This is a genomic window from Rhizobium sp. CECT 9324, from assembly GCF_918741265.1.
Taxonomy (GTDB): domain Bacteria; phylum Pseudomonadota; class Alphaproteobacteria; order Rhizobiales; family Rhizobiaceae; genus Allorhizobium.
Window position 1 is genome coordinate 4,080,897 of record NZ_CAKKMZ010000001.1, and the last position, 11,604, is coordinate 4,092,500.

At 59.9% G+C, this 11,604-nt stretch carries 8 protein-coding genes, 1 tRNA gene and 2 rRNA genes (1 of these 11 cut by a window edge); 5 read left to right on the top strand and 6 right to left on the bottom strand.

Features of this window, described 5'->3' with window-relative positions; translation table 11 throughout:
- Positions 1 to 12 precede the first annotated feature (12 nt).
- The 3 genes from LQ231_RS19665 to LQ231_RS19675 all read right to left on the bottom strand — a co-directional run bounded on the left by LQ231_RS19665 (position 13) and on the right by LQ231_RS19675 (position 3,560).
- On the bottom strand, positions 13 to 1,506 hold the full coding sequence (locus LQ231_RS19665; protein ID WP_230173127.1) for a sugar ABC transporter ATP-binding protein: 1,494 nt from the start codon (positions 1,504 to 1,506) through the stop codon (positions 13 to 15).
- A gap of 21 nt (positions 1,507 to 1,527) precedes the next feature.
- Complete coding sequence (locus tag LQ231_RS19670; RefSeq protein WP_230173129.1) at positions 1,528 to 2,463, bottom strand: substrate-binding domain-containing protein; 936 nt, start codon at positions 2,461 to 2,463, stop codon at positions 1,528 to 1,530.
- A gap of 122 nt (positions 2,464 to 2,585) precedes the next feature.
- On the bottom strand, positions 2,586 to 3,560 hold the full coding sequence (locus LQ231_RS19675) for an ABC transporter permease (RefSeq protein ID WP_113142946.1): 975 nt from the start codon (positions 3,558 to 3,560) through the stop codon (positions 2,586 to 2,588).
- Between the two features lie 209 nt (positions 3,561 to 3,769).
- Here LQ231_RS19675 and LQ231_RS19680 point away from each other — a divergent pair, with 209 nt between their 5' ends.
- From LQ231_RS19680 to LQ231_RS19700, 5 genes are read left to right on the top strand one after another with little or no spacing between them, the layout of a single operon-like run.
- Complete coding sequence (locus tag LQ231_RS19680; RefSeq protein WP_230173131.1) at positions 3,770 to 4,579, top strand: transketolase; 810 nt, start codon at positions 3,770 to 3,772, stop codon at positions 4,577 to 4,579.
- Positions 4,579 to 5,550 carry a transketolase family protein gene (locus tag LQ231_RS19685; protein ID WP_230173430.1) on the top strand — a complete coding sequence of 324 codons (972 nt, stop codon included), beginning with the start codon at positions 4,579 to 4,581 and terminating at the stop codon, positions 5,548 to 5,550. The genes LQ231_RS19680 and LQ231_RS19685 overlap by 1 nt, the downstream gene beginning before the upstream one ends.
- Before the next feature lie 60 nt (positions 5,551 to 5,610).
- Positions 5,611 to 7,080, top strand: a complete 1,470-nt coding sequence (locus tag LQ231_RS19690) for an FGGY-family carbohydrate kinase (RefSeq protein WP_230173133.1) — start codon at positions 5,611 to 5,613, stop codon at positions 7,078 to 7,080.
- Between the two features lie 22 nt (positions 7,081 to 7,102).
- Positions 7,103 to 8,053 (top strand): sugar-binding transcriptional regulator, encoded by a 951-nt coding sequence (locus LQ231_RS19695; RefSeq protein WP_230173135.1) that lies wholly within the window; start codon positions 7,103 to 7,105, stop codon positions 8,051 to 8,053.
- Positions 8,054 to 8,103: 50 nt separating this feature from the next.
- Positions 8,104 to 8,889, top strand: a complete 786-nt coding sequence (locus LQ231_RS19700; protein ID WP_230173137.1) for an SDR family oxidoreductase — start codon at positions 8,104 to 8,106, stop codon at positions 8,887 to 8,889.
- 151 nt (positions 8,890 to 9,040) lie between these two features.
- Here LQ231_RS19700 and LQ231_RS19705 read toward each other — a convergent pair.
- The 3 genes from LQ231_RS19705 to LQ231_RS19715 all read right to left on the bottom strand — a co-directional run.
- Positions 9,041 to 9,117: transfer RNA gene (locus tag LQ231_RS19705), tRNA-Met, on the bottom strand.
- A gap of 226 nt (positions 9,118 to 9,343) precedes the next feature.
- Positions 9,344 to 9,458, bottom strand: a 5S ribosomal RNA gene (gene rrf, locus LQ231_RS19710).
- Between the two features lie 115 nt (positions 9,459 to 9,573).
- Positions 9,574 to 11,604, bottom strand: a 23S ribosomal RNA gene (locus tag LQ231_RS19715) (it continues 767 nt past the right edge of the window).

An 11,604-nucleotide genomic window follows, 5' to 3' on the forward strand; every position in this document is an offset into this window, starting at 1 on the left:
TTCGATTCCCTTTCAGATCGTTGCCAGTTCCATGACCGAGACGTCGTTGGCGTCCTTGCGGTCCAGGATTCCGGCCTGCTTTCCCTGCGCCATGACCAGGATGCGGTTGGAGACGCCCAGCACCTCTTCCAGATCCGAGCTCACGACAATCACCGCAACACCCTCGCGGGCAAGATCCATGATCGTATCGTAGATCGACGACCGCGCACCGACATCGATGCCGCGGGTCGGCTCATCCAGGACGACGACCCTCGGCTTGCGCGCCAGCCATTTCGCCAGCACGACCTTCTGCTGATTACCGCCGGACAGTTCTCCGGCAGTCTGGCCAACACGACCCTTGACCCCGAATTTCTGGATATAGGTGTCGGCAAACTGGCTGAGCCGCCGCGACGTCACCCAACCACGGCGCGAGACTTCCTCCAGATTGGCATAACCGATGTTTTCCTGGATGGAATGCTCAAGGACAAGGCCCTGAAGCTTGCGATCTTCGGGGACGAGAACAATGCCGCGGCGGATCGCATCACGCGGCGATCGCAGGGGGATGATGTCGCCATTCAGCACAACGTCGCCGCTGGCGATTGGATCGGCGCCCGTGATGGCGCGCACCAGTTCGGTCCGCCCCGCCCCGACCAGGCCGGCAATCCCGAAGACTTCGCCGCGCCGGACCGCAAAATTGATATTGTTGAAGGTCCGGGACGGAGAGGACAGGTTGCGAACTTCCAGTGCCACATCCTGGTGGGGCTCGGGAATGGCCGGAAACATGCGGTCCAGCGAGCGGCCGACCATGGCCTCCACGATGGTACGCACCGGCACATTGCCGCTGTCGAACTCCTGCACCTTGGCACCGTCGCGCATCACGACAACCCGGTCGGCGATCTGCCGGATTTCCTCCAGCCGGTGGGAAATATAGATGATGCCGACGCCGTCGGCTTTCAGCCGTTCGATCTGCCGGAACAGCAACTGCGTTTCCTCGCCACCGAGTGCCGCCGTCGGCTCGTCGAGAATGAGGAGCTTGGCATTCAGCGTCATCGCCTTGGCGATTTCGATCAACTGTTGCTTCGCCGTGGAAAGACCTTCGACGAGGCGGCGCGGCGAGACATCCAGCCCGAGCCGCTGCAGGCCCGCATGAGCGCGTTGTTCCATGGCATGGCGGTCGACGCGCCCGCCCTTCATCAGGTAGCGCCCGACGAAGACGTTTTCGGCAATCGACAACTGTGGCAGGAGCTTCAGTTCCTGGTGGATCATGCCAACGCCGACATCCATCGCCGCGCGGGGGGAGGCCGGGGCGTAGGACGCCCCGAACCAGCTCATTTCACCAGAGGTCGGCTGAACGGCGCCGGAAATGATCCTCGAAAGGGTCGATTTCCCGGCGCCGTTCTCACCAAGCAGCGCCACGACTTCCCCAGCCCCGACATCGAGATCGATGCCGTGAAGCACCTCCAGCGATCCGTAGGTCTTGCGGATCTGGCGGAGGGAGAGGATGGGAGGGAGGTCCTTGGCAGTCATGGCACTGTCTTCCGATCTGGATCAGGGATGCTCGGCAACATATTTGGCAGCATTGTCCGGCGTCGTCAGGAAGCCGGGGAGCAACTGCTCGGCCGGAAGCTTTTCGCCAGCGGCCAGCTTGATGGCGCTGTCGACGGCCAGACGACCGATCCCGCGAACCTGCTGGGTCGCAGTCGCATCGAAGCCGCCGGTAGCAAGGATCGGCAGAGCCGTCGTGTCACCATCGAAACCGCCGACATAGACCCGCTGTGAGACACCGGAAACCTTCACCGCCTGGGCCGCGCCCAGTGCCAGACCATCAGCCTGGGCGAAGATCAGCGAAACATCCGGATGGGCCTGCAGAAGGTTCTGGCCGATATTCAGGCCTTCGGCCTGCGACCACTGCTCGCTCCACTGCTGGGCAACCAGTTCAACGCCGGAATTCTCGCCGAGTGCCTGCATGCAGCCCTTTGTGCGCTCGACTTCAGGCGTCGTGCCCTTCTGGCCATGGATCATCAGCATCTTGCCCTTGCCGCCAGCGAGCCCGATGATGTGTTTGCAAACTTCGTAGGCGGACGTGGCGTTGTCGGTGGCAATGAAGGTGTCCCCCGGTGCGCCGTCGGCGTTGCGGTCGACGTTGACGACGGGGATGCCGGCTTCCTTGGCGAGACGGGTCGGGACTGCGGCAGCCGCAGCGCCGGCGGGAATGTAGATGAAGGCATCGATGCCTTGCGTCAGCAGGTCCTGAACCTGGCTGACCTGCGTCGCGCCGTCGTTCTTGGCGTCCACGGTGATGACCTCAATGCCCTTCTCCTTGGCATAGGCTTCGACACCGATCTTGATCTGGTTGAAATAGTCTGCCTGGAGGTTGGAAACCGCGAGGCCAATCTTCTTCACTTCGGCGGCCGAAGCGCCGAGGGGATAAAGGGCTGTGGTCGCCAATGCTGCGGCAGCCAGAACAACTGTCTTGAATTTCATGGTAGATCTCCTCCGTTGTATTCGGGCACCCGCTACCATCGCAGGACCGAAGTTTTTGCCTGGCGTCTCGCCTGGCGGTGAACCGGCAGCAGCGCCGCCGGACTTTGGCGCAAAGCCAAATTTCATTTTCGCTTGAAAGCCTCCGCCGCCACCGCGAGCGCAATCACCACGCCGATGACAACGGCCTGCGTGAAGGGTGAAACACCCAGCAGATTGAGGCCATTGCGCAGCACGCCGATGATCAGCACACCGATGATCGTTCCGAGAATACCGCCCTTGCCGCCGCTCAGGCTGGTCCCGCCGATGACGACGGCCGCAATCGTATCAAGCTCATAGGAGACGCCGGCCGTCGGCTGGACCGAGTCCAGCCGCATCGCCAGGACGACGCCCGCAAGCCCCGCCAACAGACCCGAAACCACATAGACCCCGACCGTGTAGAGATTGACGTTGATGCCGGCGAGCCGCGCCACTTCCTGATTGCCGCCGATCGCATAAAGCGAGCGGCCGCCGGACGTGTAGCGCAGATAGAGCCAGCCAAGCACGAAGACCACCAGCATGATGGCGACGGTCAAGGTCAGGAAACCGCCGAAGCGGGTATAGGCGAGCAGGCTGAACCAGGACGGAAACCCGACGATCTGCTGACCGTCGGTGATCATATTGGCGAGACCACGGGCAACGGACATCATCGCAAGCGTCGCGATGAAGGCCGGCACCCCGAGCGCCGTGATCAGAAGACCCGAGATAGCCCCCGTCACACCGGCCGCGACCAGCGCCAGCACGATCCCGAGCACCAGCGGCAAGCCCACTTGATTGGCGAGATAGCCCATCACCATCATCGTCAAAGCCATCACCGACCCGACGGCAAGATCGATCCCTCCGATCAGGATGACCAGCGTCATTCCCACCGCCATGATGCCGAGCACGGTGATCTGGTCGAGAATGTTGAGGAGGTTGCGGGCAGACATAAATTTGTCGGTCGCAAAGGAAAGGAAGATGCACAGCAGGATCAGCCCGATCAGCGGTCCTGTCGCGCCTCTCAGCACGGAAAACACACCGGAACCTGCGTTTCGATTTTCATCTGTTGCGGACGCGAGCATCCAGCCCTCCCAAATTCAAACACCGCACCGCTTTTCGGCTGCAGCATAATTATTCATGCTTGTGTGGAAATTCGTAGCCGATGGAAGCACACCCTGTCAACAGCGCAGAGATCCGGTCGCGCCAGAATATTTTCGGCCGATCCGCTTGACACGGAGGCAACAAATGCAATTATATCATCTATCGCATAATTATTCACGACGAGGATTTCATGCAGCCGAATGATCTCGACCGCATCGCCCGAGAGATACGCCTTCGCGATCTGCAAGCGGTTTACGAAGCAGGCGCCGGCCATATCGGCGGTGAAATGTCGGCCATCGACATCCTGACCGCGCTTTACTTTCATGTCCTGCGCATCTGGCCTGAGCAGCCCAAACACCCGGACCGAGACCGGTTCGTGCTGTCGAAGGGCCATGTCGCGCTGGCGCTCTACGTCACGCTCGCCAAGCGCGGCTTCCTGCCGGAGGAGGAAATCTCCACCTTCCTCAAGCCGCACTCGCGGCTCAATGGGCATCCGAACTGCAACAAGGTGCCGGGCGTCGAGACGAATACCGGCCCACTCGGCCATGGGCTACCCGTTGCAGTGGGCATGGCCAAGGCCGCCAAGCTGACGGGCGCCGGCTATCACACCTATGTGCTGACAGGCGACGGCGAGATGCAGGAAGGCTCGAACTGGGAGGCGATTTCATCGGCGGCCCAGTTTGGCCTCGACAACCTGACCCTGATCATCGACCACAATCGGTTCCAGCAGGGCGCATCCTTGAAGGACACCAACAATATGGCGCCCTTCCCTCCCAAGCTGGAAGCCTTCGGCTGGCAAGTGTCGGAAATCGACGGCAACGCCATGAATGAGATTGTCCCGGCCCTGCAGTATCGCACGACGCGCCCGCATTGCATCGTCGCCCATACCAACAAGGGGCATGGAGTTTCCTTCATGCAGGACACGGTCGACTGGCACCACAAGGTGCCGAATGCAGAACAGTTTAAAATTGCCGTGGCCGAGCTTTCGGAGGTTCTATGATGAATGCCGTGACGACATCTCCCAAACTCCATGATTGCCGCGACGCCTTTGTTTCCGTGCTGGAACGTCTCGGGGCCGACAACTCCAAGATCGTCGCCGTCTGCAACGATTCCGTCGGATCCTCCAAGCTTGGGGGCTTCAAGGCCAAATGGCCGGACCGTCTGGTCAATGTCGGCATCGCCGAACAGAACATGGTCGGCGTTGGCGCCGGTCTTGCCAATGGCGGCCTTGTGCCCTTCGTCTGTGGCGCCTCCTGTTTTCTCACCGGCCGCTCGCTGGAACAGATCAAGGCCGACATCGCTTATTCGAATGCCAATGTGAAACTGATCGGTATCTCCTCGGGCATGGCCTATGGTGAACTGGGACCCACGCATCATTCCATCGAAGATTTTGCCTGGATGCGCGTGCTGCCGAACCTGCCGGTGATCGCACCCTGCGATTCGATCGAAACGGCAGCCGCCGTCGAATGGGCTGCACAATACGAGGGGCCGGTTTTCCTGCGCCTTTCCCGTGTCGGCGTTCCGGATCTTCTCCCCCCCGGGCACAGGTTCGAGCTCGGCAAGGCCAATGTGCTGCGCGATGGCGATGCGCTGACGCTGATCGCCAACGGCACCTTGACCCATCGCATGATGAAGGCAGCCGACCTGCTGGCGGCAGACGGCATTGAAGTGCGCGTCTTGAACATGGCGACCGTAAGGCCCATCGACGCCGATGCGATCATCGCCGCTGCACAGCAGACCGGCGCCATCCTGACCGCGGAAGAACACTCGACCTTCGGCGGCCTTGGCTCGGCAATCGCGGAAGTCGTTGTCGCGGAGGCACCCGTGCCAATGAAGATCCTTGGCGTGCCCGGCATATTCGCGCCGACCGGATCAGCGGAAGCCCTGCTCGACGAGTTCGGCATGTCGCCCGATGGCATTGCGTCGGCGGCCAAGGCATTGATTGCCAGAAAAGCCGCTCGTCGCGGATAACCGTGTTAACAACAGGACGCGGCCCTGCGCCGGCCGCATTCCACCTTCGCTGGAGCCAGCATGACCACCGCGATCCTCGCCCTTGACCAGGGCACCACAAATTCGAAGGCGGTGCTTGTCTCGACCACCGGCGACATCCTGTCGCGCGGGTCTTCGCCGGTTGGCATTGCGCACCCGCAACCCGGCTGGGTCGAGCAAAGCCCCGAGCGCATCTGGGCGTCCGTGCAGGAAGCGATTGCCGCATGCCTCGCCAACGGACCGACGGTCGAGATTGCGGGATTGGCGATCTCGAACCAGCGCGAATCGGTCACCATCTGGGACGCCGAGACGGGCAAACCTCTCGGCCCCGTGATCAGCTGGCAATGCCGAAGGAGTGCGCCGGACTGCGCCGAGTTGAATGCTGCCGGGCATTCCGCCCGGGTTCAGGCCCTGACGGGTCTGCCGATCGACCCGATGTTTCCCGGCCCAAAGATGAAGTGGCTGCTCGATCGCGCGCCGGCCGGCAGACCCGTTCGTCTCGGAACGATCGATTCCTGGCTGATCCATTGCCTGACGGATGGCACTGTTCATGCCTGCGACGCATCCAACGCGGCGCGCAGCCAGCTCTACGATCTCAACCGTCAAGTCTGGAGCGACGAGCTATGCGATCTGTTCGGCGTCCCGAAATCGGCCTTGCCGCAGGTTCGCGACAGCGCGGCCCTGTTCGGAGAGACGCGCAACGTTCCCGGCCTTGCGGACGGCATTCCGATCGCTGCAGCCATCGGAGACAGCCATGCCGCCTTGTTCGGCCATGGTGCCTTTAGTCCGGGGGACGGGAAGGTCACCTTTGGCACGGGTTCGTCGATCATGACGACCCTGCCCCGCTTTATCGCCCCTGAACTCGGCATGACCACCACCATCGCGTGGTCGATTGATGGCCAGCCGACCTATGCTTTCGAGGGCAATATACTCGTTTCCGCCGCGGCCCTGCCGTGGATGACGGAGATACTCGGGCTTGCGGACATACAGGCGCTGGTCGACCTGGCCGCAACCGCGGCACCTGCCGGCCCCGGTTTCGTGCCCGCCTTCGTCGGACTGGGCGCTCCCTACTGGCATGCCGACGCACGCGCACTTTTCTCCGGTATCACCTTCAACACGACGCGCGCCCAGATGGCGCGGGCGGTCACCGATTCAATGGCTTTCCAGGTCCATGACGTCTTCAAGGCGATGTCTGCCCAATCTCCCGTTCCACTCGGCCGCCTCTACGCCGACGGAGGGCCGAGCCAGAACACGTTCCTCATGCAATGCGTTGCGGACACCCTTGATCATGAGCTCATCCAATGCGATGCGCCGGAGGCGTCCGCCCTCGGTGCCGCCTATCTTGCCGGCCTGTCGCTGGGGATCTGGCCCGATCTTGCAGCGATCGCCGCACTTCCCCGCCCCCGGACGGCACTCGCCCCTCGACCGACAGATGCCACCGAGCGGCTGCACGTCTGGCAGGACGCAATCTTCCGCTCGACCGTTCCCACGACTTCAACTATGGGTGAATAAAAATTCACACCCTGGAGGGACCATGGGACGCCTCAACGAGCTTCGACTGATTGCCCGCATTGCGCAGATGTACCATGTCGAAGGCAAGCGCCAGGCAGAAATCGCCGTCACCATGCACATGTCGCAGGCAACCGTGTCGCGCATGCTGAAACGGGCCGAGGCGGAAGGCATCGTCCGCACCACCGTCATTCCGCCTCCAGGGACCTTTGCCGATCTGGAAACGGCCCTGCGCGCGCGTTACGGCTTGACGGAGGCTATCGTCATCGACTGTTCGGAAGATCGCGACGGCGCCATCATGGCACGCATCGGCGAAGCCGCGGCGCATTTTCTCGAAGTTACACTCCAGCAGGACGAGATCATCGGTGTCTCGAGCTGGAGCCAGACGATCCTGCGCATGGTCGATAACATTCATCCGCTGAAGAACGGCAAAGCCAAATCCATCGTCCAGATTCTCGGTGGCATGGGCGAACCGTCGGTTCAGACGCATGCCACGCAATTGACCGCACGACTGGCCAAGCTGACCGGCGGGGAGCCGCGGCTTCTGCTCGTGCAGGGCATTACCTCATCGCGTGAAGCAAAGCTCGTCATGCTGGCCGATCCAGGGGTACGCGGCACGATGGACCTCTTCGGCCGACTGAGCCTCGCCATCATTGGCATCGGCGCCGTGGAACCGTCGGAACTGCTGGCACGCTCCGGCAACGTCTTCTCACGGCAGGAAATGGCCATGCTCAACGAGGCGGGCGCGGTGGGCGAAATTTCCTTCCGCTTCTACGACAAAGACGGAAAGCCGGTAGAGACACCGCTCAACGAACGGGTCATCGGCATTTCGCTGGAAGAGTTGAGAAAAGCGGACCGTGTGATGGCACTCGCCGGCGGTGAATCGAAGACGCAGGCCATCGCCGGCGCACTGAAACTGGGCATCATCGACGTCTTCGTCACAGACAAGTTCACGGCAGCACGACTGACGGCCTGATCTCATCCGAGACAAACCGCCGGCCTGCTGCGCAAGGGAGAGAAGAGACCATGAAACGATATGCAGGCCAGACGGTGTTTGTCACAGGAGGCAACAAGGGAATAGGACAAGGCATCGCCAGGCGCTTTGCCGAAGAAGGCGCAACCGTCGTGATCGCCGCCATCGACAGGGATACACCCGAGGCAGCCACCGCATTGGCTGCAGAGACCGGCGCCGACGTGACTGGCTATGTGCTCGACGTCGCGGATGCACAAGCGGTAAGAGACACATATGAGGAGGCGGAGGCGAGGCACGGCCCCTTGTCCGTCTCGGTCCAGAATGCCGGCGTGATCACCATCGCAAAGGTCGAGAACCTGACCGAGCGAGAATGGGACCTCAACCTAGACGTCAATACCAAGGGCGTGTTCCTGTGCTGCCAGGAGGCAATTCGCCGCTTTCGCGCTAGCGGCACGAAGGGACGCCTGATCAATACCGCTTCGGGCCAGGGGCGCCAGGGTTTCATCTACACACCGCATTATGCGGCATCCAAGTTCGGTGTCATCGGCCTGACCCAGAGCCTCGCGAAGGAACTGGCCCGCGAAGGCATCACGGTCAATGCGATTTGCCCGGGCATCATCCACACCGAAATGTGGGATTACAACGACCGAGTATGGGGTGAAATGCTCGGCACCTACGGCCCCGGTGAACTGATGGCCGAATGGGTCGAGGGCATTCCGATGGGCCGCGCCGGAACGCCGGCGGAAGTGGGCGCCCTCGTCGCTTTCCTTGCATCACGGGATGCGTCCTATATCACCGGACAGACGATCAATATCGACGGTGGATTGATCATGTCGTGAGACTGGGTGCCCGCGGGGAGACCGGATCAGCGCCGCCTGACCGGTCCCTCCCCCGCGGCTCGCCATGCAATCACGATTAGACGAATGACATAACCCCTTAAACGCAAAAACCGCCCCCATCAGATGGGAGCGGTTTGTATATGTGTAATTTTGGTTGCGGGGGCAGGATTTGAACCTGCGGCCTTCAGGTTATGAGCCTGACGAGCTACCGGGCTGCTCCACCCCGCGTTATAAGGTTTTGCCGAAGGCAAATACCGACCGGGTAAATCCGTTTGGGATTTACGCGTATTGGCGAGCAAATCCTTTAGGATTTGTCTCGGGTAAGGGACGCACTGTTTCTGCGACAAGCAGAAGGACCGCTTTGAGGGCGGCCCTATGATTTCGGCAGGGCCGACGATGGAATGAGAAGATACGGTATTTTGTGTTTAAACACCTTCTATATTGCCATTAGCAGACCTGGCAGCGACCTACTCTCCCGCGTCTTGAGACGAAGTACCATTGGCGCAGGGGCGTTTCACGGCCGTGTTCGGAATGGGAACGGGTGCAGCCACCCCGCAATAACCACCAGGTCAGCTAAGGGCAATATAGTGAGAAGCTGGTAAAGGTCTTTGGACCTCGTTTTTTTGAACACGTTTTTGCATCATCGACCGCCTTTGGCGGTCTGATGAACATTGATCAATGAGAACGATCAAGCCAATCGAGCTATTAGTACCGGTAAGCTTCACTCATTACTGAGCTTCCACACCCGGCCTATCAACGTGGTAGTCTTCCACGGCTCTGATAGGGAATACTCGTTTTCAGGTTGGTTTCCCGCTTAGATGCCTTCAGCGGTTATCCATTCCATATATAGCTACCCTGCTATGCCGTTGGCACGACAACAGGTCCACCAGAGATATGTCCATCCCGGTCCTCTCGTACTAGGGACAGATCCTGTCAATATTCCTACACCCACGGCAGATAGGGACCGAACTGTCTCACGACGTTCTGAACCCAGCTCACGTACCGCTTTAATTGGCGAACAGCCAAACCCTTGGGACCTGCTCCAGCCCCAGGATGCGATGAGCCGACATCGAGGTGCCAAACAACCCCGTCGATATGGACTCTTGGGGGTCATCAGCCTGTTATCCCCGGCGTACCTTTTATCCGTTGAGCGATGGCCCTTCCACGCGGGACCACCGGATCACTATGACCGACTTTCGTCTCTGCTCGACTTGTCAGTCTCGCAGTCAGGCGGGCTTATGCCATTGCACTCGACGACCGATTTCCGACCGGTCTGAGCCCACCATCGCGCGCCTCCGTTACTCTTTCGGAGGCGACCGCCCCAGTCAAACTACCCACCATACACTGTCCCGGATCCGGATAACGGACCGCGGTTAGACATCCATGACGATAAGGGTGGTATTTCAAGGATGGCTCCACTCAAACTGGCGTCCAAGCTTCAAAGCCTACCACCTATCCTACACATGCCGACACGAATGCCAGTGTAAAGCTATAGTAAAGGTGCACGGGGTCTTTCCGTCTGACCGCAGGAACCCCGCATCTTCACGGGGAATTCAATTTCACTGAGTCTATGCTGGAGACAGCGGGGAAGTCGTTACGCCATTCGTGCAGGTCGGAACTTACCCGACAAGGAATTTCGCTACCTTAGGACCGTTATAGTTACGGCCGCCGTTTACTGGGGCTTCAGTTCAAAGCTTGCACCTCTCCCTTTAACCTTCCAGCACCGGGCAGGCGTCAGACCCTATACGTCGTCTTGCGACTTCGCAGAGCCCTGTGTTTTTGATAAACAGTCGCTACCCCCTGGTCTGTGCCACCCCATCTCACTTGCGTAAAATGGGGTCACGCTTCTTCCGAAGTTACGCGTGCAATTTGCCGAGTTCCTTCAGCATAGTTCTCTCAAGCGCCTTGGTATACTCTACCTGACCACCTGTGTCGGTTTCGGGTACGGTCTATAGGGTGGAGCTATTTCCTGGAACCGCTCCACCGCACATTCAATCCAATAAGAATGTACGATTTGTGCGATCCGTCACTACCACCAGGCCCACGAATATTAACGTGGTTCCCATCGACTACGCATTTCTGCCTCGCCTTAGGGGCCGGCTAACCCTGCTCAGATTAACTTTAAGCAGGAACCCTTGGTCTTTCGGCGAGGGGGTCTCTCACCCCCTTTATCGTTACTCATGTCAACATTCGCACTTCCGATACCTCCAGGGCCCCTCACAGGTACCCCTTCACAGGCTTACGGAACGCTCCGCTACCACACGTCTTGCGACGTATCCTCAGCTTCGGTGCATGGCTTTAGCCCCGTTACATTTTCGGCGCAAAGACCCTTATTTAGACCAGTGAGCTGTTACGCTTTCTTTAAATGATGGCTGCTTCTAAGCCAACATCCTGGTTGTTTTGGGATCCTCACATCCTTTCCCACTTAGCCATGACTTGGGGACCTTAGCTGGAGGTCAGGGTTGTTGCCCTCTTCACGACGGACGTTAGCACCCGCCGTGTGTCTGCCGATTAGTACTCCTCGGTATTCGGAGTTTGGTTAGGATCAGTAAGACGGTGAGTCCCCATAGCCCATCCAGTGCTCTACCCCCGAGGGTATTCGATCGACGCACTACCTAAATAGTTTTCGCGGAGAACCAGCTATTTCCGAGTTTGATTGGCCTTTCACCCCTAGCCACAAGTCATCCCAATCTATTGCAACAGATGCGGGTTCGG

Coding starts and splice junctions, on each gene's coding strand:
- LQ231_RS19665 (WP_230173127.1), bottom strand. CDS start 1,506: ATGACTGCCAAGGACCTCCCTCCCATCCTCTCCCTCCGCCAGATCCGC.
- LQ231_RS19670 (WP_230173129.1), bottom strand. CDS start 2,463: ATGAAATTCAAGACAGTTGTTCTGGCTGCCGCAGCATTGGCGACCACA.
- LQ231_RS19675 (WP_113142946.1), bottom strand. CDS start 3,560: ATGCTCGCGTCCGCAACAGATGAAAATCGAAACGCAGGTTCCGGTGTG.
- LQ231_RS19680 (WP_230173131.1), top strand. CDS start 3,770: ATGCAGCCGAATGATCTCGACCGCATCGCCCGAGAGATACGCCTTCGC.
- LQ231_RS19685 (WP_230173430.1), top strand. CDS start 4,579: ATGAATGCCGTGACGACATCTCCCAAACTCCATGATTGCCGCGACGCC.
- LQ231_RS19690 (WP_230173133.1), top strand. CDS start 5,611: ATGACCACCGCGATCCTCGCCCTTGACCAGGGCACCACAAATTCGAAG.
- LQ231_RS19695 (WP_230173135.1), top strand. CDS start 7,103: ATGGGACGCCTCAACGAGCTTCGACTGATTGCCCGCATTGCGCAGATG.
- LQ231_RS19700 (WP_230173137.1), top strand. CDS start 8,104: ATGAAACGATATGCAGGCCAGACGGTGTTTGTCACAGGAGGCAACAAG.